At 32.5% G+C, this 26,795-nt stretch carries 31 protein-coding genes; 13 read left to right on the top strand and 18 right to left on the bottom strand.

The features are described from left to right. Positions 1 to 2 precede the first annotated feature (2 nt). The 5 genes from AAON49_RS05540 to AAON49_RS05520 all read left to right on the top strand — a co-directional run bounded on the left by AAON49_RS05540 (position 3) and on the right by AAON49_RS05520 (position 5,155). Complete coding sequence (locus AAON49_RS05540) at positions 3 to 752, top strand: Na(+)-translocating NADH-quinone reductase subunit C (RefSeq protein WP_349553223.1); 750 nt, start codon at positions 3 to 5, stop codon at positions 750 to 752. 4 nt (positions 753 to 756) lie between these two features. Next, on the top strand, positions 757 to 1,404 hold the full coding sequence (locus AAON49_RS05535) for an NADH:ubiquinone reductase (Na(+)-transporting) subunit D (protein WP_349553222.1): 648 nt from the start codon (positions 757 to 759) through the stop codon (positions 1,402 to 1,404). A 6-nt stretch (positions 1,405 to 1,410) separates the two neighbouring features. Continuing rightward, the gene (nqrE, locus tag AAON49_RS05530; RefSeq protein ID WP_349553220.1) at positions 1,411 to 2,142 is read left to right on the top strand and encodes an NADH:ubiquinone reductase (Na(+)-transporting) subunit E; all 732 of its coding nucleotides are present in this window, start codon (positions 1,411 to 1,413) and stop codon (positions 2,140 to 2,142) included. A 7-nt stretch (positions 2,143 to 2,149) separates the two neighbouring features. After that, entirely contained in the window at positions 2,150 to 3,457 is a 1,308-nt protein-coding gene (gene nqrF / locus AAON49_RS05525; protein WP_349553481.1) for an NADH:ubiquinone reductase (Na(+)-transporting) subunit F, read from the top strand. A gap of 66 nt (positions 3,458 to 3,523) precedes the next feature. Next, positions 3,524 to 5,155 (top strand): tetratricopeptide repeat protein, encoded by a 1,632-nt coding sequence (locus tag AAON49_RS05520; RefSeq protein ID WP_349553219.1) that lies wholly within the window; start codon positions 3,524 to 3,526, stop codon positions 5,153 to 5,155. Positions 5,156 to 5,555: 400 nt separating this feature from the next. Here AAON49_RS05520 and AAON49_RS05515 read toward each other — a convergent pair whose 3' ends face one another. Genes AAON49_RS05515 through AAON49_RS05500 form a run of 4 tightly spaced genes read right to left on the bottom strand, consistent with a single transcriptional unit; the run spans position 5,556 to position 8,265 of the window. Next, on the bottom strand, positions 5,556 to 6,017 hold the full coding sequence (locus AAON49_RS05515; protein WP_349553217.1) for a Na(+)-translocating NADH-quinone reductase subunit F: 462 nt from the start codon (positions 6,015 to 6,017) through the stop codon (positions 5,556 to 5,558). Between the two features lie 38 nt (positions 6,018 to 6,055). Then, positions 6,056 to 6,649 (bottom strand): hypothetical protein, encoded by a 594-nt coding sequence (locus AAON49_RS05510; protein WP_349553216.1) that lies wholly within the window; start codon positions 6,647 to 6,649, stop codon positions 6,056 to 6,058. Positions 6,650 to 6,674: 25 nt separating this feature from the next. Next, positions 6,675 to 7,481 carry a DUF6090 family protein gene (locus AAON49_RS05505; protein WP_349553214.1) on the bottom strand — a complete coding sequence of 269 codons (807 nt, stop codon included), beginning with the start codon at positions 7,479 to 7,481 and terminating at the stop codon, positions 6,675 to 6,677. Beyond that, the gene (locus AAON49_RS05500; protein ID WP_349553213.1) at positions 7,474 to 8,265 is read right to left on the bottom strand and encodes a DUF6090 family protein; all 792 of its coding nucleotides are present in this window, start codon (positions 8,263 to 8,265) and stop codon (positions 7,474 to 7,476) included. Before AAON49_RS05500 ends, AAON49_RS05505 begins: the two co-directional genes overlap by 8 nt. A 150-nt stretch (positions 8,266 to 8,415) precedes the next feature. On the opposite strand from AAON49_RS05500, the gene AAON49_RS05495 reads away from it, so the two are divergent. The 5 genes from AAON49_RS05495 (at position 8,416) to AAON49_RS05475 (ending at position 12,790) form a co-directional block, all read left to right on the top strand. Beyond that, positions 8,416 to 9,282, top strand: coding sequence for an alpha/beta hydrolase (locus tag AAON49_RS05495; protein WP_349553211.1), 867 nt, complete (start codon positions 8,416 to 8,418; stop codon positions 9,280 to 9,282). Next, on the top strand, positions 9,279 to 10,067 hold the full coding sequence (locus AAON49_RS05490) for an alpha/beta hydrolase (RefSeq protein WP_349553209.1): 789 nt from the start codon (positions 9,279 to 9,281) through the stop codon (positions 10,065 to 10,067). Before AAON49_RS05495 ends, AAON49_RS05490 begins: the two co-directional genes overlap by 4 nt. 99 nt (positions 10,068 to 10,166) lie before the next feature. Next, a complete protein-coding gene (locus AAON49_RS05485; protein ID WP_349553207.1) occupies positions 10,167 to 11,039 on the top strand; it encodes a DUF4846 domain-containing protein in 873 nt (290 codons plus the stop codon). Positions 11,040 to 11,069: 30 nt separating this feature from the next. Next, the gene (locus AAON49_RS05480) at positions 11,070 to 12,425 is read left to right on the top strand and encodes a DEAD/DEAH box helicase (RefSeq protein WP_349553205.1); all 1,356 of its coding nucleotides are present in this window, start codon (positions 11,070 to 11,072) and stop codon (positions 12,423 to 12,425) included. Next, complete coding sequence (locus AAON49_RS05475; protein WP_349553203.1) at positions 12,425 to 12,790, top strand: DUF8840 domain-containing protein; 366 nt, start codon at positions 12,425 to 12,427, stop codon at positions 12,788 to 12,790. Before AAON49_RS05480 ends, AAON49_RS05475 begins: the two co-directional genes overlap by 1 nt. Before the next feature lie 46 nt (positions 12,791 to 12,836). On the opposite strand, the gene AAON49_RS05470 is transcribed toward AAON49_RS05475, so the two are convergent. Continuing rightward, entirely contained in the window at positions 12,837 to 13,688 is an 852-nt protein-coding gene (locus AAON49_RS05470; RefSeq protein WP_349553201.1) for an OmpA/MotB family protein, read from the bottom strand. A gap of 131 nt (positions 13,689 to 13,819) precedes the next feature. On the opposite strand from AAON49_RS05470, the gene AAON49_RS05465 reads away from it, so the two are divergent. After that, a complete protein-coding gene (locus tag AAON49_RS05465) occupies positions 13,820 to 14,803 on the top strand; it encodes an FAD:protein FMN transferase (protein WP_349553199.1) in 984 nt (327 codons plus the stop codon). On the opposite strand, the gene AAON49_RS05460 is transcribed toward AAON49_RS05465, so the two are convergent. From AAON49_RS05460 to AAON49_RS05425, 8 genes are read right to left on the bottom strand one after another with little or no spacing between them, the layout of a single operon-like run. Then, complete coding sequence (locus AAON49_RS05460) at positions 14,800 to 15,561, bottom strand: class I SAM-dependent methyltransferase (RefSeq protein WP_349553197.1); 762 nt, start codon at positions 15,559 to 15,561, stop codon at positions 14,800 to 14,802. The genes AAON49_RS05465 and AAON49_RS05460 overlap by 4 nt on opposite strands. A gap of 5 nt (positions 15,562 to 15,566) precedes the next feature. After that, positions 15,567 to 15,887: a cupin domain-containing protein gene (locus tag AAON49_RS05455; RefSeq protein WP_349553196.1), complete on the bottom strand. Its 321-nt coding sequence runs from the start codon at positions 15,885 to 15,887 to the stop codon at positions 15,567 to 15,569. Further along, positions 15,888 to 16,706, bottom strand: coding sequence for a type I methionyl aminopeptidase (gene map, locus AAON49_RS05450; RefSeq protein ID WP_349553195.1), 819 nt, complete (start codon positions 16,704 to 16,706; stop codon positions 15,888 to 15,890). Positions 16,707 to 16,764: 58 nt separating this feature from the next. Then, the gene (locus tag AAON49_RS05445) at positions 16,765 to 17,166 is read right to left on the bottom strand and encodes a BT0820 family HAD-type phosphatase (protein ID WP_349553194.1); all 402 of its coding nucleotides are present in this window, start codon (positions 17,164 to 17,166) and stop codon (positions 16,765 to 16,767) included. After that, positions 17,167 to 17,685, bottom strand: coding sequence for a thioredoxin family protein (locus tag AAON49_RS05440; RefSeq protein ID WP_349553193.1), 519 nt, complete (start codon positions 17,683 to 17,685; stop codon positions 17,167 to 17,169). Between the two features lie 2 nt (positions 17,686 to 17,687). Then, positions 17,688 to 19,205, bottom strand: coding sequence for a 2,3-bisphosphoglycerate-independent phosphoglycerate mutase (gpmI, locus tag AAON49_RS05435; RefSeq protein ID WP_349553191.1), 1,518 nt, complete (start codon positions 19,203 to 19,205; stop codon positions 17,688 to 17,690). A 49-nt stretch (positions 19,206 to 19,254) separates the two neighbouring features. Next, positions 19,255 to 19,527, bottom strand: a complete 273-nt coding sequence (locus AAON49_RS05430; protein ID WP_349553190.1) for a hypothetical protein — start codon at positions 19,525 to 19,527, stop codon at positions 19,255 to 19,257. 51 nt (positions 19,528 to 19,578) lie between these two features. Beyond that, positions 19,579 to 20,250, bottom strand: coding sequence for a LytR/AlgR family response regulator transcription factor (locus AAON49_RS05425; RefSeq protein WP_349553189.1), 672 nt, complete (start codon positions 20,248 to 20,250; stop codon positions 19,579 to 19,581). A gap of 219 nt (positions 20,251 to 20,469) precedes the next feature. Here AAON49_RS05425 and AAON49_RS05420 point away from each other — a divergent pair, with 219 nt between their 5' ends. After that, complete coding sequence (locus tag AAON49_RS05420; protein WP_349553188.1) at positions 20,470 to 21,006, top strand: hypothetical protein; 537 nt, start codon at positions 20,470 to 20,472, stop codon at positions 21,004 to 21,006. A 2-nt stretch (positions 21,007 to 21,008) separates the two neighbouring features. On the opposite strand, the gene AAON49_RS05415 is transcribed toward AAON49_RS05420, so the two are convergent. Both AAON49_RS05415 and AAON49_RS05410 read right to left on the bottom strand, forming a co-directional pair. Then, positions 21,009 to 22,094, bottom strand: a complete 1,086-nt coding sequence (locus AAON49_RS05415) for a family 10 glycosylhydrolase (RefSeq protein ID WP_349553186.1) — start codon at positions 22,092 to 22,094, stop codon at positions 21,009 to 21,011. Next, the gene (locus AAON49_RS05410; protein ID WP_349553185.1) at positions 22,091 to 23,194 is read right to left on the bottom strand and encodes a carbohydrate-binding family 9-like protein; all 1,104 of its coding nucleotides are present in this window, start codon (positions 23,192 to 23,194) and stop codon (positions 22,091 to 22,093) included. The genes AAON49_RS05415 and AAON49_RS05410 overlap by 4 nt, the downstream gene beginning before the upstream one ends. 109 nt (positions 23,195 to 23,303) lie before the next feature. Here AAON49_RS05410 and AAON49_RS05405 point away from each other — a divergent pair, with 109 nt between their 5' ends. Then, positions 23,304 to 23,615 (top strand): rhodanese-like domain-containing protein, encoded by a 312-nt coding sequence (locus tag AAON49_RS05405; RefSeq protein ID WP_349553183.1) that lies wholly within the window; start codon positions 23,304 to 23,306, stop codon positions 23,613 to 23,615. On the opposite strand, the gene AAON49_RS05400 is transcribed toward AAON49_RS05405, so the two are convergent. From AAON49_RS05400 to AAON49_RS05390, 3 genes are read right to left on the bottom strand one after another with little or no spacing between them, the layout of a single operon-like run. Then, the gene (locus AAON49_RS05400) at positions 23,612 to 24,004 is read right to left on the bottom strand and encodes a hypothetical protein (protein ID WP_349553182.1); all 393 of its coding nucleotides are present in this window, start codon (positions 24,002 to 24,004) and stop codon (positions 23,612 to 23,614) included. The genes AAON49_RS05405 and AAON49_RS05400 overlap by 4 nt on opposite strands. Positions 24,005 to 24,053: 49 nt before the next feature. Beyond that, positions 24,054 to 24,707 carry a response regulator gene (locus tag AAON49_RS05395; RefSeq protein ID WP_349553180.1) on the bottom strand — a complete coding sequence of 218 codons (654 nt, stop codon included), beginning with the start codon at positions 24,705 to 24,707 and terminating at the stop codon, positions 24,054 to 24,056. Beyond that, the gene (locus AAON49_RS05390; RefSeq protein WP_349553179.1) at positions 24,707 to 26,794 is read right to left on the bottom strand and encodes a tetratricopeptide repeat protein; all 2,088 of its coding nucleotides are present in this window, start codon (positions 26,792 to 26,794) and stop codon (positions 24,707 to 24,709) included. Before AAON49_RS05390 ends, AAON49_RS05395 begins: the two co-directional genes overlap by 1 nt. Position 26,795: the final 1 nt, after the last annotated feature.

Below are 26,795 nucleotides of genomic sequence, written 5' to 3'. Positions count from 1 at the left end.
TTATGAGCAAGAGAACTGACAGTAATGTATATACGGTGTTTTTTGCTGCTGGTATGGTATTGGTTGTTGGCGCGTTGTTAGCGTTCTTAGCATCCTTCTTTAAACCAACCATAGATGAAAATAAACGTATTGAAAAGCAACAGAACATTTTATACGCAATGGGCGTAAATGAAAATGACGATTCTAATGCCAATTTTGTTTCTAAAGATAAAGTAGGAGAAGAGTTTTCTAAGTACATCACCAAACAATTGGTTATTACCAATGGAACTGATGTAGAAGAAAACGAAAAAGCCTACTTAATCGATGTAAAAAAACAACAAGCCAATGCAAAAGATGGTAAAGTAAGACAGTTGCCATTATTTATTGGAGAGAAAGACGGAAAAACATTCTACATAGCTCCTATTAGAGGAAAAGGTTTATGGGATGCAATCTGGGGATACGTTGCAATGGATGCCAATATGGTTGTTCAGGGAGTATATTTCGATCACAAAGGAGAAACCGCTGGTTTAGGAGCTAATATCAAACTACGCTTCTTTATGGATGATTTTACAGGAGAAAATTTAAAAGATGATTCTGGAAACTTTGTAGGAATTGCAATTTCTAAAAGTAACGGAGATCCTTTAAATAAAGATAAAAATGACAATGAGGTAGATGCAATTGCAGGAGCTACAATTACTGGAGACGGTGTTTCGGCAATGTTGAGAACAGAGTTGAAGTTGTATGTGCCTTATTTTAAAACTTTAAAACAATAATTATATGGGACTTTTATCTAAGAAAGACGCAAAACTTATTACTGACCCATTTGCAGATAATAATCCAATTACCATTCAGGTATTAGGTATTTGTTCTGCCCTAGCAATTACTGCAGAGTTAAAGGCTTCTATCGTGATGTCTATTTCTGTACTCTTTGTAATGGGAGTTGGAAATGTAGTGATTTCTTTAATGAGAAATATCATTCCTTCTAAGATTAGAATTATTGTACAATTAATCGTAGTAGCTACTTTGGTAATTATTGTAGACTTGGTCTTAAAAGCTTTTGCTTATGAGCTCAGTAAAACCTTAGGAGCTTTTATTGGATTAATTATTACCAACTGTATTATCATGGGGCGTTTTGAAGCTTTTGCTTTAGGAAACGGACCTTGGAGATCCTTTTTAGATGGAATTGGAAACGCATTGGGTTACGGAGTGATTTTAATCATTGTAGGATTCTTTAGAGAATTGTTAGGATCAGGAACTTTATTAGGTTTCAAAGTATTAGGAGACCCAATTGCTAAAACAGGAGTATATGCCTATAATTACGAGAATAACGGGTTTATGTTATTAGCACCTATGGCATTAATTGTTGTTGGAATCATTATCTGGGTTCAGCGTAGTAGAAATAAAGCATTAATAGAAGAACACTAGAATATCATGGAACACTTAGAATTATTTTTTAAATCGATTTTTATAGATAACATGGTATTTGCTACATTCTTAGGAATGTGTTCTTACCTAGCGGTATCTAAAAAAGTATCAACAGCTGTTGGATTAGGAGCTGCTGTAATCTTTGTATTAGCAGTAACAGTTCCGTTAAACTGGTTGTTAGATCAATACATATTAAAAGAAGGAGCTTTAGTTTGGTTAGGACCTGAATATGCAGAGTACGACCTTAGCTTTTTATCATTTATTATGTTTATTGCTACCATTGCAACCATGGTACAATTAGTAGAAATTATTGTTGAGAAGTTTTCACCTTCTTTATACAACTCATTAGGAATTTTCTTACCATTAATTGCAGTAAACTGCGCAATCTTAGGAGGTTCTTTATTTATGCAATCTCGTGAAATTGCAAGTTTAGGATTAGCATTAAACTACGGAATTGGATCTGGAATTGGATGGTTCTTGGCAATTTTAGCCATTGCAGCAATTCGAGAAAAAATCCGTTACTCAAGTGTGCCACCAGCATTACGTGGATTAGGTATTACTTTTATTGTAACAGGTTTAATGGCTATCGGATTTATGAGTTTCGGAGGAATGTTAACAGGAGGTGAAGAAGAAAAGAAAGAACCTACTGAAGTAGTAGTTTCTTCTGAAGAAGAGAAGAAAGATGTTGCCAAAGAAGAGGAAGAAAAAATAGCAGAAATCACAAAAGAAACAGAATAGTAAGATGATCACATTAGCAGCAAGTACAATAGGAACTATTATAGCAACTGTAGCAGCTTTTTTACTGATTACATTGCTTTTAGTAGCATTACTATTATTTGTAAAACAAAAATTATCTCCATCAGGACCGGTAACAATTACCATCAATGGAGAAAAGAAAGTAGAAGTAGCTTCTGGAAGCACTTTATTAACAACACTAGGAAACGAAAAAATCTTCTTACCGTCAGCTTGTGGTGGTGGTGGATCATGTGTTCAGTGCGAGTGTCACGTTAATTCAGGAGGAGGAGAAGCTTTACCAACAGAAACACCTCACTTTACTCGTAAAGAGTTAAAAGAAGGAATTCGTTTAGCTTGTCAGGTAAAAGTTAAACAAGACATGGATATTTCTATTCCTGAAGAAATCTTCGGAATTAAGAAATGGGAAGCTACGGTTGTTCGTAATTATAACGTAGCCTCTTTCATTAAAGAATTTGTTGTTGAAATTCCTGAAGATATGGGATATAAAGCTGGAGGATATATTCAAATTGAAATCCCTCCATGCGAAATAAAATACTCAGATATAGATATTACTGCCCACCCAGAAGAGCACGATACACCTGATAAGTTTCAAGCAGAATGGGATAAGTTTGGTTTATGGCCTTTGGTTATGAAAAATACTGAGACAGTAGAAAGAGCATACTCAATGGCTTCTTACCCAGCAGAAGGAAGAGAAATTATGTTAAACGTTCGTATTGCTACTCCACCATGGGATAGAGCTAAAAACGGATGGATGGATGTAAACCCAGGAATTGCTTCATCTTATATCTTCAATCAGAAGAAAGGAGATAAAGTAACTATTTCTGGACCTTATGGAGAGTTCTTCATCAATGAATCTGAAGCAGAAATGTTGTATGTAGGAGGAGGAGCTGGAATGGCGCCAATGCGTTCTCACTTATACCACTTATTCAAGACATTAAAAACAGGACGTAAAGTTACTTATTGGTACGGAGGTCGTTCTAAAAGAGAATTATTCTACTTAGAGCACTTCTATGACTTAGAGAAAGAATTTCCAAACTTTAAATTCTATTTAGCATTGTCTGAACCTTTAGAAGAAGACAACTGGAAAGTAAAAGATGGAATAGACGGTGAAGGAGACGGTTTCGTAGGATTCATTCACAATTGTGTAATTGAAAACTATTTAAATCATCATGATGCACCAGAAGATATAGAATTGTATTTCTGTGGACCACCATTAATGAACAAAGCTGTTCAGAAAATGGGTGAAGATTTTGGAATCCCAGATGAGAATATTCGATTTGATGACTTTGGAGGATAATCCCTTATATAATCATAAAAAAGCCAGCTCATTCGAGCTGGCTTTTTTTTGTTAGATTTATAAACAATGAAAGCAATAATCCTATCACTCTTTATTTCTATACTTTCCTTAGTTACTTATGCTCAAGAAAAAGATTCTGTTTTAATACAGCTTCAACATAAAATAGAAACCGCTACTAAGAAACAAGAACGTATAGAGTTTCTTTTAGAAGCAGGGAAATATTGTTTGAACAATAACTTAACGCTTTCTGAAAAGTATTTTGGTGAAGCCAATCAACTTATAGGTAAAAATGACTTTGTACATCTATCAGATTTATATGAGCAATATGTCAACCTTAATAGAAAGAAGGGTAATTATTCAATGGCAGTTCAGTATGGGTTGAATGCAAAAATGTCTTTTGAAAAAATTAAAGATACCTTAGGAATTATAAGATCTTTAATAAGCCTTGGAATTACAGGAAGGTATAGAGATGAAAACACACAATCTATTAAGTATTATCATAAAGCTATAGAATTAAGCAAGATAGTAAAAGACTCATCCCTATTAGGTCAGAGCTATAATATGATGGGAATTTCATACAGGAGACTTAAGAAACGAGATTCTGCGTTAATTAGTTATCATAAAGCCATGCAGATATTTCAAGCTTTAGATGAAATAGATATGATTGTAGGCGTAAAAAATAATTTGGCAATCTTCTACAGTAGTCAACGTGATTTTGAAAGATCTTTGCCATTATTATTAAGCAATCTTGAATATAATAAGAGAGTTAATAACACAATGTCTATTTCTATAGGGTATTTTAATATTGCTATGGATTATTTAAAAACAAAGAAAAATGCAATTGCATTGCAATATGCCGACTCTTCCTATGCGATCTCTAAAAAACTAGGATATAAATTCAGAATAGCTAAAGCTGCCGAACTCAAGGGGAAAATAAAAGCTAGACAAGGAGAATATAAGGAAGCATTAAAATACACTAACATATTTCATGCTTTATCAGACTCTATATTTAATGTAGAATCTGAGAAGAAATTAAAAGAGTTTGAGTTAAAAAGAGAATTTGACTTAGAGAGAAGAGAAATAGAAATTAGAGCTGAAGCTCAAAGGTCAAAAAACCAATTGTACATTTTACTCTTAGGTTCACTTTTAATTCTTGGAACGTTCATTGCCTATTTAATGAAGAGAAATTACAAAGGCAAAATAAAGTATGTTGCTACCAAATTAGAAAAAGAAAAACTTAAAAAAGAGTTGTTGGATGAGAAGGTAAAAGTTTCGGAAGCTGAACTTAAATGGTTGGTTGCTGACAATAAAATGAGGTTAACTTACTTACAGCAGTTTTATGATCAGTTAAAGCTTGATTACGAGAGTAGCGGATTGAAAGAAACAAACACGTATATACGTAGTTTGATGATTAGATTACAACAACAAATAACAACAGAAGAAAAGTTAACTTCTATCCAAAGTAAGATTGAAGATGTGAATAGAGGGTTTGAATCAAAAATTATTAGTCAATTCCCAAGTTTAACAAAATCAGAAAGAGAAGTTTGTGTCTTATTACGAGTTAATTTGTCTATTAAAGAAATGGCGTCTGTAAGAAATACAACTGTAGATTCTATTAAATCAATACGTTACAGACTGAGAAAAAAACTAGAGATTCCTAAAAGCATAGAATTAGAAAGCTTCATCCAAGGCTTGTAAATATTAGGTTTGCCACTTTTTGCCACCTGTTTTTTTGTTCTTTAATTAGAAACTTCTTCTACTTTAGCCAAAAGTTTCATTGTGAAAATTTGCCCTAATTGTAAATCAGGTTCTAGAGTACGAATAAGAAACGCATCTTTAATCAAGTTTATGTTAAAATGTAATAATTACTTATGTTATGATTGTAGTGCAATTTATTTGTGGATTGCTTTATTTGACTTAAACATTTTAATGAAAAAGGGAAGATTTAATCAAAGAAAAGTTCGAGATTAAGGTTGTCTTTTAAAGACAATTATGGTAATTGAGTTTGATAACTTGTCCCCCAATTTAAGTGATCAAAGAAAAAACCAGCTTTTAAGGCTGGTTTTTTTGTGTTTTAATTTTTACGTCATAAGTAAAACTAATTCAAAATTGCTTCTAAAGAATATTTAGGAAGATTATTTTCTTGTTCAAATAGTTTAGAATAATCCATTACATTTTGCATATTGTCTAATTCGCATAAAAGACTTACAACAGCAAACAAACCAACAAATAAGACATCTTTATCTCTAGGATTTTGAGGTTTAGGATTGTAATGACAAAGAGGAGTTTTAAATCCACAAGCTTCAAGAAAAACTTTTTCAATTTCTAAGATTTCTTGTGGTGAGTATCCGTTAAATTTTCTTCCCAAACGTTGATGAACAGTTCCAATATAATTAAGTTGTAAAGATCCGTGCTCATTAGAAAGGTGTTTCCAAGAATCATGATTGTCTAAGATATTTCCAACAGCACATGCAGTACAATCTTCAGGATCTAGAGTATTGTTATGATAGGCATTGTATAATTTAATTAAAGCTTGTTCTAATCGTTGCGGAATCTTCATCATCTATCTTTTTAAACTTCTTAAATATACAAAAGAAATTAGTTAGATAACGAATCTATTTCTTGCAAGCACTTTTGAAATTGATAATTCAGTTCTGTTTCAAAATAATACAAGTCTACCATGGTCATATTTAAGAAAATGGCAATCTTTTTAAAATTCTGAACATCTGAGAAGTCTTTGTTATAAAGTCCTTGCGAAGCCGTTTTTGAAAACTCGTTATAGGAACTTTGAGAAGTGTATAAAGCATTTAAAGATTCTAGTAAATTTACATTCACATCTTTACTTACTCCGGTTTGAATAGCAGTCTGAAATGCAGATTCTTGCATTCGAGGTATTTGTAAACCTCTCCAAAAACTCAAGGCTTTCTTTACTTCATCCTCTGTCTTAGGAGTTTTAATTTTTTGCAAAGTATCCTTCACCATTTTATGATACTCATGTACACGTTTAATTTTTTGTTGGTTGGTAACGATTTCCTTTTTAATTCGGTCTAAAGTTAGCTGAGTAGCTTCTGCTGTTTTGTTAGCTTCATTCCAGTTTTGCAATTGCAGAGCAATAACAATTCCTAGTACAATGAGCAATATTTCTCCTAAAGCATAAAGGAGGTAACTTGAAAACTTTTTTTTCTGAGCCATAGTTGTACGGTTGTTTCTAAAAAATCTAATCATAATGATTTACCATGTCTGGAGTTAAACCTAGATAATTATCTATTTTTTGAACTAATAATTTACCAATTTCTAGTGTTTCTTCTACCATTTCTAAATGAGAAGTATTCAATAAAATATGCGTCCTTAAAGCATTTAATAAAAGTAAAATATTCTCTGGTTTTTCTAACTCTTTCCTTAAAAAAGCGTCTGTTTTAGCATCATATTCAAGCAATGATTGTTGTTCTTCAGAAAGATCTGTTCCTTCTAGAATAGTCTGACTAAGTCTGCTAAATATAGGATGAATGTCTTTATAGTAAATATTGTCGTTATTGTTCTTTACATCAATATAGTTATCGTCACAAAACAGATAATAATCAATCATGTCAATACTCAAATCTTTATTACTAATTAAGGTTTGTTGACCCGAAGAAACCAATTCTTGATAGGTATTATTAATGTTGGGAAAGTTGTCAACCAACATTAATGAATTCAGTTTGTAGTTAAAACTATCAATAGCAGAAAAACTTTGTAGACGTTGATAGTCTGCTAATATAGATTTTGCAGTTTTAAGACACCATTCATAATTCTCTTTTAACTCTTTAAGATCACCTTTCTGATATTCGATATCTTCAACAATATTAATTAGATACCAACGCTCTTTCTTGCTGTTTTCTCTTTCAATATTCCAATTATTGAATTGCAACGCTAAAAGAATACCAATGACCACTAAAAAGATCTCACCAATGGCATAAATGAGGTATTTAGAGAACTTACTTTTGCCCAATAAGTCTTCTCGTATTTTTCGAAAGAATTTAATCATTTCCTAGTTCTTTATTAATTAGCTGAATTAAATCTGTTACCTCTTTTTGAGCTTGATTAAACTCTTTAAATTGAGGAGGAGCATTGTAGGTAATCCCAACCACTCCATTCATAAAAGATTTGTCATTGACCAAAGTAATCATCTCTTTTTGGAATTTTTTGGCATATTGACCTACTTCCTCTTGAGAAAATCCATGTTTGATGATTTTCCTTTGTATAGGATCGAGAGGTAAAATATTGCTCGTATTTAGAATCGTCATAACTGGAGTGTGCATTAGAGTACGATATTCTTCTTGGAGCAATTCTTGTCGATTTAGAATGGCTTTGTATAATTTATCGAGACTAAGTAACTTGATTTTGATTGAATCATTAGTAATGATATTTAATGTTCCGCTACTTACCATTTCGTTAAAAGTCACCTGATTGATGTTGATATCTTCCCAAGAACCCAGAGCCGTAAAATGAGGTAGGATTTTCATCACAGTATCTTGATTTTTGCTAAATCGAAAGTTCAAGAATACATGGGCCGCTTCCAGTTGTTTTTGTTTGCGATCTGAGGTTTCTTTCCAAAGCGTTTTGTTCTCTTTTAAGTCTACCATTAAACGCTCTAGATAACTGGTTTCAATGGCTCTTGTTTTGCGATTCTCGTTGGCATTATTGATTTGCAAAGCAATCAAAATCCCAATCACTACCAAAATAATTTCACCAATGGCATAGAGTAAGTACTTTGAGATTTTGTTTTCTGATAGCAATTTTTGACGAGTACGTCTAAAGAGTTTGATCATAAGTCTGGTTAGGTTAGTTTAATTATAAGTATAACGAAGTAGGGATTTGTTACAAAAGACTGACTTTGTTAAAGTTACAAATTTTTCCTGTTCTACCTAATTTGCGTCAGCAACTTAAAATCCTTAGATTCGTTTTGCTAAACTAACTACATGGGCTGGATATCTTATCTAATCATTTTAATTATTGTTGTGGCGGTAGTGAGTATTTTTCTCTACTTCTTTCAAGAAAGATTCTTATTTCATCCCGAGAAATTACCTAAAGACTTTCAATTTCAATACGAGAATCAAAAAGTAGAAGAATACAATCTAGAACTAGAGGATGGTGCTATTATTAATGGATTGCATTTTAAGTCAGAAAACCCAAAAGGGGTTGTCTACTACTTAAAGGGAAATTCAAAAAGTATCAAAGGTTGGGGAAAGTTTGCAGTTGATTTTACCTTACACAATTATGATGTGATTATGATCGATTATCGTGGTTTTGGAAAAAGTACTGGAAAACTAAGTCAAGAAAGTATGAAACGCGATGCTTTATATGTTTACGATAAGATAAAAGAAAAGGTAAAAGAACATCGTATCATTGTATATGGTCGTTCTTTAGGAACTGGTTTGGCAACCAAGGTAGCCTCTATGAACAATCCTAAAACACTAATCTTAGCTTGTCCGTATTTCAGTATGTCTAAGAATGCAAAACGATACCTACCATTAATTCCATTAGGATTGGTAATGAGATACAGAATGCCAACCTATAAATGGATGAAATATGTAGACTGTTCTATCAATATTATTCATGGAACCAATGATAAAGTCATTCGCTTTGGATCAAGTTTACGATTGTCAAAATTGAAGCCTGATTCTACAAAATTGTATCCGATTATTGGTGGCGGACACAAAGACTTACATAACTTTGAAAGTTATCATAGAGCTTTGGGTGAAATTCTAAACTCTAAAGGAAGAACAGAAGTAGATAGAGAGAAAACAAGTATCGATTTTATCAGAACCAAAAAAAAGAAAAAATGATCAAAAGAATTGCAACTGCACTTTTGATTGTTGGTTGTGTAGTTTTGATAGCACTGTATATGTTTCAAGAAAAAATTATTTTTCAATCCGAAAAACTAGATAAAGATTATACCTATTCATTCGCTCAAGAATTTGAAGAGGTAAATCTGAAAACTAATGACGGAGAAACGATCAATGCATTGCATTTTAAAGTGAAAAACCCCAAGGGAATCATTTTGTTTTTCCATGGAAATAAAGGAAATCTGAGCAGATGGGGAAATCTAGTTTCTTACTTTGAAGCTTACCAATATGATGTTTTTGTGATAGATTATAGAAACTATGGAAAGAGTACAGGTAGCTATAACGAAGAAGCAATGTACAAAGATGGTTTGTTGGCTTATGAATATGTCAAACAAAAATTCCAAGAAGATCAGATTGTTGTTTATGGGAGATCGCTAGGATGTACCTTTGCTACGAGAGTAGCTCTTCATAAAAATCCTAAGCATCTAATCTTAGAAGCACCGTTTTACAATATGAAAAAAGGAGCACGTTTTTATTCGAAACTCACACCTACCTTTATTTTGAAATATCAATTCAGAACCGATTTAGACATTCCAAAAGTTGTCTCACCTATTACCTTTTTTCATGGTGATGAAGACAAAACAACGTCGTTTATAGAATCCAAAGAATTGTTTCAATTGGTTACATCACAACAAAAAAAGTTTGTTGCTATTTCAAAAGGAACACACCATAATTTAAAAGAGTTTGATTTGTACAAATCAGAGCTTGCTAAAATTCTAGAATAAAATGTTACTTCTCGATAGCTGTCTGCCGAACAGGCTGGCGTTTTGCTATGCAAAACATTCGAACTGATAATAGATTGACCTTTTTTACGTTGTGTTTATATGAAAAAGAAATTGCTATTCCTTTCCGTTATTTTGGTTGCTATTATAGTCATATCTCAAGTTAAAGAAGTACGTCCAACAGTCACAGCGATTAAAACAGTTTTTGTTCAACCCAATTTGATTAACAAAAAAGGAGATTCTGTTTCTGCTAGAGTCAAAACCCCCAAAGGATTTTCTAAAGTTTACTATCCTAAAGGAAGTTTTCAAGAGTTTATTCAGAGTTACCCATTAAAATCATATGGTTCTAAAGTAATCAACTATGATGGATCAGAATATTTTTACCAATCAGGACATGTAGGTGTATTGGATCTTTCTGTTCCCAAAAATGGATTGCAACAATGTGCCGATGCATTAATTCGTTTGCGTGCAGAATATTTATGGAAAACCAATCAGCAATCTAAGATTGGTTTTGAATTTACGAGCGGTCATTATTGTTCGTGGAAAAAATATGCTGAGGGATACAGGCCTAAAATAAAAGGGAACAAAGTGTCATTCCATCAAACATCAACTAAAGATTTCTCAAAGAGTAATTTTTACCGATACCTCAACTTAATATACATGTATTCAGGAACTCTGTCTTTGTATAATGAGTCGCCAAAAGTAACTTCCTCTAAAAAATTGCAAGTAGGAGATATGCTGGTATATCCTGGGACACCTGGACATATAGTGATGATTGTTGATGAAGTAAAAAGCGAAAACGGAGAAAAACGGTTTATTCTAGCACAAGGAAATACTCCCGCACAAAGCGTACACATGTTAAAGAATCCAAACGACCCTAAATTCAACCCATGGTATAAGTTAGAGTTGAATTCTTATATAGAAGTTCCAGGGTACTACTTTAACAAGTCAAAGTTTATTCGGTTTAAAGATTAGAAAACCTACCTTTGTCAAAATTTTTAGGCAATGACCACCTTTGATGATTTAGATTTATCCAACCAACTTAGAAATAGTATTCAAGAGATGGGGTTTACACATCCTACTCCTATTCAAGAACAATCGTTTTCTATAGTTCGTTCAGGAAAAGATGTGGTAGGAATTGCGCAAACAGGAACAGGAAAAACCTTTGCGTATATGATGCCTATTCTTCGAGACCTAAAATTTTCAAAACAAGATACACCAAGAGTATTGGTATTAGTGCCCACACGTGAGTTGGTTTTGCAAGTAGTAGAAGAAATTGAAAAGCTAGCTGCCTATATCAATGTAAGAGTTTTGGGAGTTTACGGTGGAACCAATATAAACACTCAAAAACAAGCAGTAGCTCAGGGTCAAGATATCATTGTAGCTACACCGGGAAGGCTGTATGACTTAGCGTTGAGCAATGTGTTAAAGTTAAAATCGATTCAAAAACTAGTCATTGATGAGGTTGATGTGATGTTAGATCTTGGATTTAGATTTCAATTGTTGAATATTTTCGATCTATTACCTCAAAGGAGACAAAATATTATGTTTTCTGCTACGATGACTGAAGATGTTGACGCTTTGATCAATCAATTTTTTAAATCACCAGAGAAAGTGTCTATCGCTGTTAGTGGAACTCCACTAGATAATATTCAGCAGACATCCTATAATGTGGTAAACTTTTATACCAAGGTGAATCTGTTGAATCATTTGCTTGGAGATAAGAATGAATTTAGCAAAGTATTGGTGTTTGTTGCAAACAAAAGAAGAGCAGACTTATTATTTGCTGCTGTTGAAGAGGTATATGGCTCCGAAACTTGTGTGATTCATTCTAATAAAACTCAGAATTATAGAATTCGTTCTATCAAACAATTTGATGAAGGTAGCAATCGAATTTTAGTTGCTACTGATGTAATGGCTCGTGGTTTAGACTTAGATGAAATTACACACGTTGTTAATTTTGATACGCCTCATTTTCCAGAAAATTATATGCACAGAATTGGTAGAACAGGACGTGCAGAGCATCAAGGAAAAACAATTCTTTTTTCAACGCAAAAAGAACAAGAAGCAAAAGAACGAATAGAAAAGTTAATGGACTATCATATTCCACTTTTGGAAATGCCGGAAGAAGTTGAAATTTCAAAACAATTAACCGAAGAAGAGCGCCCCAAAGAAGATAGGGAGATTTCTAAAAACAGAACCTCACAAGAATACATTCCTGGACCTGCGTTTCATGAGAAAAAGGAGAAAAATAAAAAAACTAACCAAGGAGGTTCTTATCGAAGAGAAATTGCTAAGAAGTATAAAAAGCCAAAAACTAGAGGAGATAAAAATTATAACAGAAGAAACAAGAAGAAATAATGCATGCGTTAACAGAGCAAGAGTTACACAACCTTGCGATGAATATTGTAGGGAAGAAGTTACAGCAAATGGGTTACGAATTTGTTGCTGTAAATAGTCAATTAAAAAAGCATCCACAATTTGTTTTGTATAAGAAAGGCGAGCCTACCATTTTTGTGTTGGTTAAAGCAACAAACAATATTCAAGATCCAGAAAAATATGATGTTCTATGGATGGAAACTTTTAAAGAACATGCTAAAAAACAAAATGCTAAAGTTTGGTTTGCTGGAGTAGGAATTGCCAATGCTGAAAGTGTAGAACTTCCCGTTTTTAAAGACCAACCCCACTACATAGCTTTTGAAGATTTTATAAAAATCTTAGAATAAAAAAAGCACCTTAAAAAAGGTGCTCTTGCGATATAAAGAAACTTAATTACTCAGCTTTTTGCTCTAATAAGTCGAAGAATTGACCAATCTTAGGTAAGATGATAATTTTTGTTCTTCTATTTTTAGATTTATTAGCCGGGGAATCGTTTGGTGCTAGAGGTACATAACTACTTCTACCAGCAGCAATTAACCTACTAGGTTTTACACCGTATTTGTATTGTAAGATTCGTGTAATAGCTGTTGCTCTTTTTGCAGATAAATCCCAGTTATCTTGTAAAACTTTGTTGTCTGCTTTGATTGGAGTATCATCTGTATGACCTTCTATCATTACATCCATTTCAGGTTGCCCGTTTACAACAGTTGCTACTTTTTCTAACACTTTATAAGCTTTTTCTGTTACATTATAACTTCCGCTTTTAAACAATAACTTATCAGAGATAGAAATGAATACTACTGTTTTTTCTACATTAATTTCAATGTCTTCATCATCAATTCCGTCTTTCAACTCTTTTTTCAAGTGAAAAGCAACAACTAAATTCAAAGAATCTTTTTTAGATGCAGCTGAGCGAATTCTGTTAATGTATTTGTCTTTTTTACTTAATTGAGCTAAAGTTTCCTTAATGTTATCATTGGCTCCTTTCGTTAAAACAGTCAAGTTATCAACATATTCTAATGTTTTCTGCTTGTCTTTTTTAAGCTCTTCAATGTTATTTTTTAGACTTACAGTTTCTGACTCACATTTTTCCTTTTCGATTAAACATTTTGTCAAACTGTTTTTTACAGCGACCAACTCATCTTTGGTCTTCTTATGCTGTGCTTGCAAGGCTGCGTAGTCTTTTTTAGAAATACATGATGTTACCAGAACAGCACTTACTAACAATAGTACTAGTTTTCTCATTTTATGAATGATTGATTTTAAGAATTACACAAAGTTAAAAATATTGAATTGAAAAAAACTTCGATTAACAATAATTTATGAACGATTTATGAGAACTTTATAGGCTATCTTTGTAGAACAAAATTCTAATCATGAAAAGAACCTTTTTTCTTGCCTTATTTATCGTTGCTTTAGGGTTTGTTTCTTGCAAAGAAAAACCTAAGAGCAATGAACCGATTCAGCTTTATGGAAATGTTTTTGGCACTAGCTACAATATCATTTACTACGATATAGATACCAACTTTGAAAAAGAAATTGATGCATTGTATGCAAGTATTAATAAATCGCTTTCCACATATATGCCTACCTCAGATATTTCTAAAATCAATCAAGGGGAAAAAGGAGTCAAAGTAGATGCTTATTTCAAAGAAGTCTTTTCAAAATCGGAAAGAATCTTCAAAGAAACTGATGGTTTTTTTGATCCTACTGTTGGAAACCTTGTGAATGCTTGGGGTTTTGGACCTGAAAAACCCTTGAACAATTTAGACTCTACCAAAGTGAAATCTTTAATGCAATTCGTTGGGTTTGACAAAGTGAAAATTGAAAATGATGAAGTATTCAAACAATTTCCAGAAACTTATTTCGATTTCAACTCTGTAGCTAAAGGATACGGAATTGATGTAGTAGCGAGATTTTTAGAATCTAAAGGAATAAAAAACTACTTGGTTGAAATAGGTGGAGAAATTAGAACACGTGGTGTAAAACCTGATGGGAAAGAATGGAAAGTTCAGTTAGACAACCCTAACACTGATGGTTCTCGTAGTGCATTTACATACTTGAGATTAAAGAATCAATCCATGGCAAGTTCAGGGAATTATAGAAAGTTTAGAATTGCAGATAATGGTGAAAAATTTGTGCATACCATCAACCCAAAAACAGGATATGCAAAGGAAAGTAATCTGTTATCTGCCTCTGTAATTGCTGATTTAGATTGTGCTGATGTGGATGCTTATGCAACAGCTTTTATGGCAATGGGATTGGAAAAGACAAAAGTGTTTTTACAAACGAAACCTGAATTGAAAGTGATTCTTATTTATGCTAATGATAAAGGAGAATTACAAGAATTTAGAAATTAATTTTTGAAAACTACAGGTAATATTTCTCCCTTCATCAATCGATATTTATCTGCTAATTCTGGAGAGATGCTTTTTGTGTAATCAACCTCTTCAACACTAAAACCAATAGAACGAAGTTTGTCAAAATAGTCTCTCCCATATACACGAACATGATCGTACTGTCCAAAGATTTTAGCACGTTCTTTAGGATCGGTAATAGAGTCATCTTCAAAAGTAGTTTCTCTATTCAAGTCTTGTGGAATCTGAAAAATTCCCATACCTCCTTTTTTAAGCACACGAAACAATTCTTGCATGGCTTTTGTGTCATCAGGAATATGTTCTAAAACATGATTGCAAAAGATGACATCAAAAGAATCATCTTCAAAAGGTAAATTGGTAATATCAGCTTTAACATCAGCTATTGGCGAATATAAATCAGCGGTAATATAATCGTGATTCAATTTTTTAAAACGTTTTAAAAAACATTGTTCTGGTGCCATGTGTAAAACCTTTTTCTTACTCTTAAAGAAGTTGGTTTCATTTAGTAAATACAGCCAAAGCAATCGGTGTCTTTCTAAAGAAAGTGTACTTGGTGAAAGAACATTTGGTCTTTGTATTCCGTAGCCGTAAGGAAGAAATTTTCTGAAGCTTTTGCCGTCAATTGGATCAGTATAGGTTTTGCCTCTTAAATAGAACGCTATAAAAGGGCGAGCCACATAACTTAATTTGATTAATAATGGTCTTGGAATGGTGTTTAATATGACTTTAAATAACTTCACGAACCTTATTTGTAATCTTCTCTAGTTGGTGAGAAAACATCAGTAATCTCGCAATACGTTAACGCTTTTCCAGAGTGTTCTACATTGGAAGGAATAACTGCAATTTTACCAGGCTCGTATGTTTCAGTTTTCCCACCTATGGTCATTTCAAACAATCCTTTTGTTACAATAGCAATTTGCTCATGAACATGTGAATGTGAAGGTAATTCTGCTCCCTTTTCAACTTCCCAATAAGCAATTGTTGTGTTTTTTGTATGAACAAAACGAGCTTTGAAACCTTGAATGATTTCTTTTTGTGTTATTTGATGAAGTTCTTTAGTAAACAATTATAGAACGAGTTGATTTTGCCTAAATTCATTCTCTTCATCACTTTCAATTCCGAGAGCTTCATAAATGTACTGAAATGTAGAAAGTAATTCTGGTTTTCCATCCACAATAGCAACATCATGTTCAAAATGAGCACTAGGTTTACCATCTTTTGTTAAGATAGTCCAGCCGTCACTTAAATGATTAATTCTATGCGTTCCTAAATTAATCATAGGTTCTATAGCAACTACCATTCCTTCTACAAATTTCTTTCCTCTACCGCGTCTACCGTAATTTGGCATTTCTGGATCTTCATGCATCTTTCTTCCTAGTCCATGTCCTACCAATTCGCGAACAACACCATAACCGTGTTTTTCGCAGTAATCTTGAATTGCATATCCTACATCTCCAACTCTATTACCCGCTTTAAATTCGCGAATTCCAACATACAAACTTTCTTTGGTTACTTGCAGTAGTTTTTCAACCTCAGGTTCAATCTCTCCTACAGCAAAAGTATAGGCGTGATCTCCATAAAAGCCATTTTTAATAGCACCACAATCAATAGAAATAATATCACCTTCTTGTAAAGGTTTGTCATTTGGAATTCCATGAACTACTTGAGCGTTTGGGCTCATGCATAAAGTATTTGGAAAATCATACAATCCTAAAAAACCAGGAATAGCCCCTTGAGACCGAATGTGTTCTTCAGCTAATTTATCTAAAAACAATGTAGTAATTCCAGGTTTTACTTCTTTGGCAAGCATTCCTAGAGTTCTTGATACCACTAACGCACTTTCGCGCATTAACTCAATTTCTTCTTTGGTTTTTACTACGATCATAATTTGTAATCAAAGTGCAAAGATACTCTTAATTTACAGATTTGGAAAGGTTTTCAACTTACTTGAAAAAAGAGAAAAGTCCTTTTTTTCTTTTTATTTCGGGCTCGTAATTGAAAATAAGCTTGTAGATCTCTGTCCATCCAACAAATCCACCAACATTTCTGTCATCGATAAATAAATCTGCATGGATTTTTCTACTTATTTTCCCATCAAACTCTTCTTCTGGATAATTTTTGTTTACGGCATAAAACTCAATGCCATTTTTTCTACAAAATTCAACAGCTTCGTTTAATTTCCTTCCATTTCTATAGGTCCATAAAATGAGACGATGACCATTCTCTTGAAGTTTTTTCATGGTTTCAAAAGCAAAAATCATTGGAGGCCCAATTTTAGGATAGGCATCTTCAACGATAGTTCCGTCAAAGTCTATAGCAATGATTAAATGATTATGAGGTAGCATTTACTTTTCGTAAGAATGTTTGTAAGATTCTCCTGATAAGATTTTTAAAAAATCTTTTTCCATAGATTCTCTTGGGTATTCTACATAACGACCTATTTCTTTTCCTTTTTTATAAAAGATAAAAGTAGGTACTCTTATAATATTTAACCCTTTTTGAAGGTTGTCTGGAGTTTTTTTAGTTCTGTTTACAGCAACTAGCTTAAACTTCTTTTTAAAGTTGAAATCTGCAGCTTCCATTACTTTATAAAACCTAGGAGTTTCTCGCTTACTATCTCCACACCATGTTCCCATAAAGCACACAACAGAAACACCTTTCAATTTTTTCTTGATCTTTTTTACAACATCTCCGTTAGGTGTATAAGCATTATAATTTCTGTCAAACCAGGTACTAAATTTTTGATTCGAAAAATCAGATTTTTCTGCATAACCAATAAGGTGACCTGTTTTGTCTACTTTGGCTTGTGAATTCACAGTGAATATAGATGCTGTAAAAACAAATAAAAAGAGGATTTTTTTCATAACTATACTAATGAATTTTGTGTCATTTCTTTGGGTTGTTTGACTCCCATCAAATCTAAAATGGTGGGAGCGATGTCTCCCAAGATACCATTTTTTATGGATTTAAGCTCTTTATCTATTAAAATAATAGGTACAGGATTTGTTGTGTGAGCAGTATGCGGAGTTCCGTCAGGATTTATCATGGTTTCACAATTCCCATGATCTGCAATTAGTAAGGTGGTATACTCGTTTTCTAAACCTGCATTAATTACGTCTTTCGTACAATGATCTACTGCTTCACAAGCTTTAACTGCAGCTTCAAAAACACCTGTATGTCCTACCATGTCTCCATTGGCAAAATTTAAACAGACAAAATCTACTTCTCCTTTTTCTAGTTCAGGAACAATAGCATCTCTAATTTCATAGGCACTCATTTGGGGTTTTAAGTCGTAGGTTGCTACTTTTGGAGAAGGACATAAGAGTCTTTTTTCTCCGTCAAATTCTTGTTCTCTTCCTCCAGAAAAGAAGAAAGTTACATGTGGGTATTTTTCTGTTTCTGCAATTCTTATCTGTTTCTTTCCCGCATTTTCTAAGACCTCGCCTAAAGTATTTTCTATATTATCGTTCTTGTAAATGACATTGATGTTTTGAAAGGTTTCATCATAGTTTGTCATGGTAACATAATACAAAGAAAGCTTGTGCATATTGTATTCATGATTGTCTTTTTGACTTAACACTTCTGTTAACTGCCTCCCACGATCTGTTCTAAAATTAAAGAAAATGACAACATCATCGTTTTGAATTGTTGCTTTAGGATTACCTTCTTCATCAACCATAACCACAGGTTTTATAAACTCGTCGGTAACATTGTTTTCATAACTTTCTAAAATACTTTGTTCTGCATTGTTAGATGTTGCGCCTATTCCATTTACCAAAGCATCGTAAGCTAGCTTTACTCGCTCCCAACGTTTGTCTCTGTCCATTGCATAATATCTACCAGTAATTGTTGCCAATTCACCAGTAGTTTTTTTCATGTGTTCTTGAATGTCATTTATAAAATATTTTCCAGATTTTGGGTCACAATCTCTACCATCGGTAAAAGCATGTAAGTAAACATTACTCAAACCAACATTGTTAGCAGCATCAAGTAATCCTTTCAAATGATTGATATGTGAATGAATTCCTCCATTGGAAACCAAGCCAAGAAAATGGACATTTTTACCATGAGTTTTTGCATAATCAAAAGCACGAACCAATTCTTGCTCTTTAGATAAATTTCCTTCACGAACAGCGATATTAATCTTTGCTAGATTCTGATAAACTATTCTTCCTGCGCCTAAGTTCATGTGTCCTACTTCAGAATTTCCCATTTGACCTTCTGGTAAACCTACAAACTCACCATCCGTTCGTAATTCGGCATGAGGAAATTTGTCATATAGTGAATTGATAAATGGAGTTTTCGCATTATAAATGGCCGATACTTTAGGGTCTTGCGTAATTCCCCAGCCATCTAATATCATCAAGATTACTTTTTTATTCATTCTCATTTGAAATTGAATGGTAAAAGTAAGAAAGATTTACAGGTGATTTTTAAAATTTTGCGAAACCGATAAAGTAAATAGCAATTAACATAATTACAGTCATTATGATGATATTTCTAATTATAATTTTGCGATTCTCTTCTTTTACCTTTTCTCGAATCTTTTTAAGCTCCATAGGAGAAGCTTCATTTTCAAAATGTAGTTCTGTTTTATCGGAGTATTCTACTCCACTATCTTTTAATTTTTTAAGAGCACTTTTTCGATCTCTTTTGTTGTTTTTGAGAGACGTTATCATCGCTCCTACTGCTCCACCAAAACTCATAGCAAATAATTTATAGTTATATGTTTATTAGTACAGATTTATATATAAATGTTACATCTGTAAATTGTTTTTATATGCTCTTCCAATAGGAAGTTCTTCTTTCGAGATAGTAACTGAATTGCTTTGAATGCTATCTATATGTTCAGTGTTTACAATATAGGATTTATGAATTCTTATAAAACCTTTTTCTTTCAATGAAGATTCAATCTCCTTTAAACTTTGAAGAGAAATAATGTTTTTGTTTTTTGTATTCCAAAGCACATACTCACGAAGACCTTTTATAAAGTAGATGTCACTTAATTTAACAAAGTGAGTCTTTTTTCCTTCTTTGATTTCTATAATCTCATCAGTAATTCCTTTAGCAAAGTCTTTTTCTAAGGTTTGATTTCTTTTGAAAAGAATATAAATCGTACTACAAACCAATGCCAATGAGTAAAAAGAAGATCCAGATAGAATCCTCCAAAAATCTGTTGAAAAATAAGGGCCTAAAAACTCGGACTGAAGTGATGTAAAAGTAGAAAATGCTAAATCAATACAAGTAAAAGAAATTGAAAAAATCAAATAAATCAAAATAACAGATGACAAGGTATATAGTAGATATCTTTTCCTGTCAAACAGAAAGGGAAATAGAATATTTGTATTTGCATACACAACTATTGCTTGCAAGCTTACAATTGCAATGTTCTTGATTAAATAAAAATCAAATCCGCTAGCCCCACTCATTAAAAAGGATTGTAAGAACCAAAAGGACACCCAAAAGCAGAGATGTCTTATCAGTGGTTTGTTGAAGAATTTGATGGTTTTATTTTTCATTGATCAATAATAAAAAGAAATAAAGAACCTTCATTTTTTATTCGTTTAAAATAATAGGTCGTTTGTTGAATTTTTAAGAATAGGCTTTATTCGTTTTATAAATTTAGACAAATCAAAAAAGTAATTCGAATGAAACATTTTAAAATAATCACTTTTATTTTTTTTACTAGTGTTATAGGAATATGTAGTGGCAAAGCTCAAAACACTTACAAAATTGTGTGTGAAATTGATAAGAAAGGAAAGGTAGTTTCTGGTGATTTAAAAGTACTTATATCATATGTTCAAAATGGGAATCCAATTAGAGTAGGGTGGATATTGAAGTTTAAGAACCCAAAAGATGGAAGCACTATAGAAATGCAGCATTGGGCTGATGCTGGTTTTATTACAACGATTAGAGGTCATGTTTTTGCTCAAATTAAGTCGATATATCAACAGGGACCTTCTATGACAGATCCTCCTGGAGTTTTTCTTGTTAATGATAAAGCCAATGGATGGGTAGCTATCATAGGAACCACAGGAATTATGAAGCAGAAATATAAGAGAGATATGGAGATGGTTAATCTTATGAAAAAATCTGGAATGACTGATAAACAGGTTCAAGATGAATTAAAAAAGATGGAAACGATGAAGGTATATACGAAATGGGCTATACAAACTGCCAAATAGGCTTATCTCCATTTATTTTTAAACTTTACAAAGACAGCTTGCTGTTCTTTCGTTAATCCATCTGCCGTAAAAATTGAGATTCCTCTAGCTCCATTTTCTTTAGCAATTGTAATTGCTCTCTCTAAGTCTTTTGGATCTCTTAATGCAGGAGCATACAATCCAGAGATAATTGGAAAATCAACATCTGAAACACCTTGTTTTGTAGCAAATCCGATCCAATTGATATTTTCACGATAAAAATTCTGATACAACATAGGGTAAGCTTGGTCTAAATTCCAATCATTCCATGCTTGCCGAACCATTTGTCTAGACATTTCTGGAAATGGAAACACCGCTGCTGTTACTTTTTTGTTCTTAGAATGTGCAATATCTATAATCTCATTTACCAAACTTGTAACGGCATTTAATCTATATTGCCTCCATTCGGTTGAAAGCTCAGGATGTTTGAAATCCATCGGGTCTTTCTCAAATATTTTTTTAAAACCTTCTCTAGCAATAGGATGATAATCATAGTCGTACTCGGGCATTTCTGTTTCCTGAACAATGTTGTATTTAGGTTGTAAATCTGCTCCTAAAATCACGTCTGGGTAACGTACATAGTCTAAATGAACAGAAGCCAAACCTTCTACTTCCATCAATTTTTTTGCATTGTTAATAATGTGTTGTCTAGCTTCAGGATGAAAAGGACTGAGCCATTGATAATAATTTACATAGGCTCTGTATTCTAATGAATTTTGTCCGTTTCTATTTACCGCGTACCATTCAGGATGTTTTTTTGCAATAGTATCACCTGGTCTGTTTAATGTCCACATCCAACCATGAACTTTGATATTCTTTTCTTTAGCAATGGTAATTATCTTCTCTAAAACATTAGGAGAACCGCCAACAAGAATTTCGCTAATTCCTAATGAATCATAATAACGAATTCTTTTTCTCCACACATCTTCTTTAAATTTCCCTCCTGCATTAGCCCAAGAACTAAATGTGAATTTTGATTTAGGTATTTCTTGCTTCTTTTCTTTATCACAGGAAATAAGAAAGGTTATGAAAGTGATAAGAATAATATTTTTGAAAAGGTTTGTTCTCATAATTTGTGGATTAGTTTTCTGTGAATCAAACCATTTTCACTAATGGTATAGATAATGTTTTTACTTGTATTTTGGGTTTGGATGGTAAAGCCTGTATGGGTCTTTAAAAATGATGCTTTTATGGTTTGATCATTTAAAACTATGGGTTCAAAATCTAATTGAAACCCAGTTTCTTCTTTTTTCAAATACTTGAAATCTTTGAAAGCAATTTTTCGAAAGATTGCATAAGTAACCTGTTCTGTAAAAGCATCTGTTTTGTGTTTAAATTCGATCTTGCTTTTAGGATTGTTATTTGAGAAGTGAATATAACCCCAATTCTCTGGTAAGTGCATATTAACAACTCCTTGATTAGACCAAACCCAATTGTATTCTGGCAAGAATTTTCCGTTCTCCTTTTTTCTAGAGTATTTGTTGTTTTGTAGATCAAAATCCCACTGAACTCTAGAGAAATTTATTCGCCATTGTTCACCATCTTTAGGGTTCACTTTAGGTCTGTTTTTGAGTTCGGCAAAAGCACTTAGAGGGATAGCCATTTCAACCGACCAATATTCATCTATATCTTTTGGGTTGTTCAAAGTTCCTTCAATATGTATAGCAGATTTTAAATCGTTTAAATTCCATCTGTTTTTGGGTTTTCCGCCTACATTATATGGTTTGTTTAAGACCAAATCCCAAACAGTTCCTAAAGCGTTTATTTCTATTTCTCCGTAGTTGTGAGTATCATTAGAAGGGCTTATAAAAACTTCAAAATCATTATTATAAAAAATTACTGCATCTCTTTTTGTAATGTTTCCCCAAATATGCTTTTCATTTAATTTAGCGTAGACATATAAGAAATCACTGTCCCAAAGCATTTTTACTTGCGTAGTTTGATTAGGAACCTTTACTCCTTCAATATCAATAAAATTAGCAGTGAATTTTGAATTTTTCCAATCTTCTTCATCAGCTTTGCCATCAACAATGATTGGCTGATTTGTTTTGTAAACAACATAGGTTTTAGGAGTTACAACTTCTTCTGAAACATCAATGGTTATAGTTTCTTTAGAATTACAACCAATAGTAACAAGAACTAAAATGAAAAAAGTGAGTGAATTTTTCAAACTGTTTTTTATTTAAATCAAGCTAAGATACTAAAAGAGCTCTTTTCAGCAGGAATGTTTGAACCAAAGAGACAAAATATGTAATTTTACCGCTTTTAAAAATTAGAACATGGGATTATTTGGAATTTTTAGTCAAAAAGATAGTGTAAACAAAATCCAAGAGTATTTGAACAATGGTGCTGTTATTCTTGATGTAAGAACTCAAGCGGAATGGGATGAAGGTCATACTGATGGTGCTAAACATATTGTACTAAATACAATTCCGAATCATTTAGAAGAAATCAAATCTCTAGGAAAACCTGTAATAGCAGTTTGTAAAAGTGGAGGAAGAAGCCAAAGTGCAACAGATTTTTTAAGCCAAAATGGCGTAGACGTTATCAATGGTGGTCCTTGGCAAAATGTTGATCAACTGATTGGTTAACCGTAATTGTTAAACCCTTTTTTTCTTAAAGTTTCAAGCCTTCTGTAAACTTTGAAAGAGTGTGTAAGTTTTCTAACTACCGCAAAAGTTCCTCCAACTAAAGCTCCAGTGAAAGCTCCCATAATTCCTGGGTCAAAGTGATGACCTGTTATCCAATATTTGATAAAGAAAACAGCAATTCCAATCAATATTGAGATCATAAATACCTGCAATTTAGATTTAGAAAAAGAAGCATAAATAGAGCATAAAAAACCAGTTATCATAGCGGTAGCTGTGATTTTAGTTAAGAATAACTCCTTTAAAGGTGTAGCGGGTGGGAGAAAAAATGAAGTCATAAAAAGACCAATAACAGCTCCGGCAATAACCCCTATGATAATTTTCTGAATCATGTGATTGTTAGCGATGTCTAGATTCTAAAAGTACAATTTTTTTTATGAATTAAATGAGATTTCTTTTTTGAGCTTTTAAAACAGCTTCCATTTTGTTATGTACTTGTAGTTTTTTGTAAATATTTTCTATGTGTTTTCTAACTGTTGAAGGAGAGATTGTTAGGTTTTGAGCAATCTCATTATAGTTAAGTCCTTTGCTTAGTTGCGTAAGAATTTCTGTTTCTCTTTTAGAGAGTTTGATATCTTCTAATTCCTCCAAATTTTTGACTTCAAAAGATGGGTTTCGCAACAATTTTAAAGTTTTTAATGCAATACTAGGAGTCATTGGCGCACCATTGTTGAGAACTTCTAAAATACTATTGTATAGTTTTTCTGCTTCAATTTCTTTTAAAAGATACCCATTAGCACCGGCTTTAATCGCTTTAAAAACATATTCGTCATCATCATAAACCGTAAGCATTATGATTTTTATCTGTGGATGTTGATTTTTAATAATCTCAGTAGCTTTTATCCCATTCATTTCAGGCATTTGAATGTCCATAAGAATGACATCAACAAGATGGTCTTCAGCAAGTTTTCCTATCAATTCTGCACCATTCTTTGAGATAAATTTTACTGTAATATCTTCAAAGAAAGAGAGTTTTTCTTTAATGGCTTTTGCTAAGAAATGATTGTCTTCTGCTATGGCTACTCTTAACTTCATTAGCTGTTCTTATGAATGTTTACCTGAACTACTGTTCCTTTATTTATCTTAGAGTTGATGAAAACTTCCCCTTTTATTGACGAAATTCTATTTTCTATGTTAGACAATCCGTTTCCAGAAGTAAAGTTTTCTTTATCAAATCCTTTTCCGTTGTCTTTAACAGTAATTAAAAGGAAATCGGATTTCTCATCAAAAGAGATTTCTACTTTTGAAGCCTCAGCATGTTTGATGGTATTATTAATAGCTTCTTGAACAACTCTAAAAAGATTCATGCCAACTACAGATGATAGAACTATTGATGAACCTATTTTGTTTTGAAAGTTGAACTGTAAATCAGGTTTTGCAGCTTTAGCTTTCTCAATATAAGACATGATACGACTTTGAAACTCATCAATAGTAATTTGATTTTTATTCATTGCCCAAATAGTATCTCTTAGCTGATGAATAGTGTCAAATGTAAATGAACTAATATTAGATAGTTTACCTTTTATCTGATCGTTCATCTCTTTAGATAAATACTTAAGGTTGTCTATGGAAGAAATGATAAAAGTTAATTGAGATCCAATATTATCATGAAGATCTCTAGATATTTCTAGTCTCTGTTCTTGTAGTTTATTTTGAGTTCTAATTTTTGCCAGAGCATCTTTTAAATCCAACTCTTTTTGAAGTTGCTGTCTTTTAAACTGTTGTCTTTTAAAAAAACCTATTGCTAAAATTATAATGATAATTAGAGCAGAAGAAATTAAAACAATATAAAAGTTTCTGTTTTTTAGTTTTAACTCATTATCTAAAATCTCTTGTTTCTGAATGGCAATTTCTTTTTCTTTTTGAGAGGTTTGGTACTTGGTCTCTAATTCATTAACCTTATTTTGTATATCAGATGAAGCAATAGAATCATTTAGTTGAAAATATTTGCTATGAGAATCATAAGCTTTTTTATATTCCCCTGTAGCATTATAAACTTCACTAAGAATAAGCATGATCTCTTTTTGATGAAATAAGTTATTACTCTTTTTAGCCATTTTCAAAGCAATCAGAAGTTGATTTTTTGCTTGGCGATAAAGTTTCTTATATCGGTAAGCATCTCCCAAATTAATTCGAGCTGTCATCTCATTGGGAGTATTCTTGTTTTCTAAACTAAATTCAACAGCTTTTTTTCCAAGATCTATAGCTTTATCATAGTTCTCTAAGCTAACTTCAATATATGCTAAGCTTACATAAACGTCATTTAAACCTTTGATATAACTAGATTCTTTGCAAAGTTTTAATGCCTCATTGTAATATCCTCTAGCTTTAGTTAAAAGAGATTCATCTTTGTTGGTGCTGCCTACTTTTCTGTTTACATTTCCTAAATTGATATAGCTTCCTATAATATCTAATGTGCTACCTACCTCTTTTTTTAGTTCTAAAGACTTGACTAAATACTCGTTCGCTTTTTCAAAGCTTTTTAGGTCGCTATAAACCAAACCAATATTATTGTACGATTGGGCTAGACTTAGTTTGTTGCCTAATTTTTCTGCTAAATTTGCCGATTGAATATGCATTTCTAAGGCTTTTTCATACTCTCCCGCATAGGCTCTACATAAGGCAATATTATTGTAACATCTGCCCATGTCTTCGTAATGATTTTCCTCTAAAGCAATATCCAGCGCTTTTTGAAATTCATCACCAGCTTTGCTATACTCTCGTTGATAGAAATATAGAATTCCTCTATTGATGTACAACATCTTTTCTAACTCTGAATGCTTATAATTCTTAAGTATTTTTTCAGATGCTTTATAGTAGTAGTGAGCAGAATCGTATTTGCTCATTCTAGAAAAAGAAAGTGCAATTCCAAGTTGAGACTTGATAATTAAAGTGTCATTTTTAAAGCTTTTAGCTTCAGGAATAACTCTCCTAAAAATCGAGATTGAAGAATCTAAATTAACAGTGGAATATTTTCTTGCTATGTCATACAGCACTGTATGTTTTTTTAATTCTTTTGAAGAAGAATTGTACAGTTTGTATAAACTGTCAATTTCCTTTTGTATTTGTGAGTAAGATGTTAGACTTAAACATAAAAAGAGAAAAAGGAAATTTTTTTTCATT

The sequence above is a fragment of the Pseudotenacibaculum sp. MALMAid0570 genome, from assembly GCF_040151415.1.
In the GTDB taxonomy this organism is placed as follows: Bacteria; Bacteroidota; Bacteroidia; order Flavobacteriales; family Flavobacteriaceae; genus Polaribacter.
The sequence above is the reverse complement of the archived record's forward strand: the minus strand, read 5'-3'. Positions and strand labels throughout refer to the sequence as shown.

Excerpts from the sequence above, each read along its gene's own strand:
- AAON49_RS05540 (WP_349553223.1), top strand. The coding sequence starts at position 3 with ATGAGCAAGAGAACTGACAGTAATGTATATACGGTGTTTTTTGCTGCT.
- AAON49_RS05535 (WP_349553222.1), top strand. The coding sequence starts at position 757 with ATGGGACTTTTATCTAAGAAAGACGCAAAACTTATTACTGACCCATTT.
- nqrE (WP_349553220.1), top strand. The coding sequence starts at position 1,411 with ATGGAACACTTAGAATTATTTTTTAAATCGATTTTTATAGATAACATG.
- AAON49_RS05520 (WP_349553219.1), top strand. The coding sequence starts at position 3,524 with ATGAAAGCAATAATCCTATCACTCTTTATTTCTATACTTTCCTTAGTT.
- AAON49_RS05515 (WP_349553217.1), bottom strand. The coding sequence starts at position 6,017 with ATGAAGATTCCGCAACGATTAGAACAAGCTTTAATTAAATTATACAAT.
- AAON49_RS05510 (WP_349553216.1), bottom strand. The coding sequence starts at position 6,649 with ATGGCTCAGAAAAAAAAGTTTTCAAGTTACCTCCTTTATGCTTTAGGA.
- AAON49_RS05505 (WP_349553214.1), bottom strand. The coding sequence starts at position 7,481 with ATGATTAAATTCTTTCGAAAAATACGAGAAGACTTATTGGGCAAAAGT.
- AAON49_RS05500 (WP_349553213.1), bottom strand. The coding sequence starts at position 8,265 with ATGATCAAACTCTTTAGACGTACTCGTCAAAAATTGCTATCAGAAAAC.
- AAON49_RS05495 (WP_349553211.1), top strand. The coding sequence starts at position 8,416 with ATGGGCTGGATATCTTATCTAATCATTTTAATTATTGTTGTGGCGGTA.
- AAON49_RS05490 (WP_349553209.1), top strand. The coding sequence starts at position 9,279 with ATGATCAAAAGAATTGCAACTGCACTTTTGATTGTTGGTTGTGTAGTT.
- AAON49_RS05485 (WP_349553207.1), top strand. The coding sequence starts at position 10,167 with ATGAAAAAGAAATTGCTATTCCTTTCCGTTATTTTGGTTGCTATTATA.
- AAON49_RS05480 (WP_349553205.1), top strand. The coding sequence starts at position 11,070 with ATGACCACCTTTGATGATTTAGATTTATCCAACCAACTTAGAAATAGT.
- AAON49_RS05475 (WP_349553203.1), top strand. The coding sequence starts at position 12,425 with ATGCATGCGTTAACAGAGCAAGAGTTACACAACCTTGCGATGAATATT.
- AAON49_RS05470 (WP_349553201.1), bottom strand. The coding sequence starts at position 13,688 with ATGAGAAAACTAGTACTATTGTTAGTAAGTGCTGTTCTGGTAACATCA.
- AAON49_RS05465 (WP_349553199.1), top strand. The coding sequence starts at position 13,820 with ATGAAAAGAACCTTTTTTCTTGCCTTATTTATCGTTGCTTTAGGGTTT.
- map (WP_349553195.1), bottom strand. The coding sequence starts at position 16,706 with ATGATCGTAGTAAAAACCAAAGAAGAAATTGAGTTAATGCGCGAAAGT.
- AAON49_RS05445 (WP_349553194.1), bottom strand. The coding sequence starts at position 17,166 with ATGCTACCTCATAATCATTTAATCATTGCTATAGACTTTGACGGAACT.
- AAON49_RS05440 (WP_349553193.1), bottom strand. The coding sequence starts at position 17,685 with ATGAAAAAAATCCTCTTTTTATTTGTTTTTACAGCATCTATATTCACT.
- gpmI (WP_349553191.1), bottom strand. The coding sequence starts at position 19,205 with ATGAATAAAAAAGTAATCTTGATGATATTAGATGGCTGGGGAATTACG.
- AAON49_RS05430 (WP_349553190.1), bottom strand. The coding sequence starts at position 19,527 with ATGAGTTTTGGTGGAGCAGTAGGAGCGATGATAACGTCTCTCAAAAAC.
- AAON49_RS05425 (WP_349553189.1), bottom strand. The coding sequence starts at position 20,250 with ATGAGTGGGGCTAGCGGATTTGATTTTTATTTAATCAAGAACATTGCA.
- AAON49_RS05420 (WP_349553188.1), top strand. The coding sequence starts at position 20,470 with ATGAAACATTTTAAAATAATCACTTTTATTTTTTTTACTAGTGTTATA.
- AAON49_RS05415 (WP_349553186.1), bottom strand. The coding sequence starts at position 22,094 with ATGAGAACAAACCTTTTCAAAAATATTATTCTTATCACTTTCATAACC.
- AAON49_RS05405 (WP_349553183.1), top strand. The coding sequence starts at position 23,304 with ATGGGATTATTTGGAATTTTTAGTCAAAAAGATAGTGTAAACAAAATC.
- AAON49_RS05400 (WP_349553182.1), bottom strand. The coding sequence starts at position 24,004 with ATGATTCAGAAAATTATCATAGGGGTTATTGCCGGAGCTGTTATTGGT.
- AAON49_RS05395 (WP_349553180.1), bottom strand. The coding sequence starts at position 24,707 with ATGAAGTTAAGAGTAGCCATAGCAGAAGACAATCATTTCTTAGCAAAA.
- AAON49_RS05390 (WP_349553179.1), bottom strand. The coding sequence starts at position 26,794 with ATGAAAAAAAATTTCCTTTTTCTCTTTTTATGTTTAAGTCTAACATCT.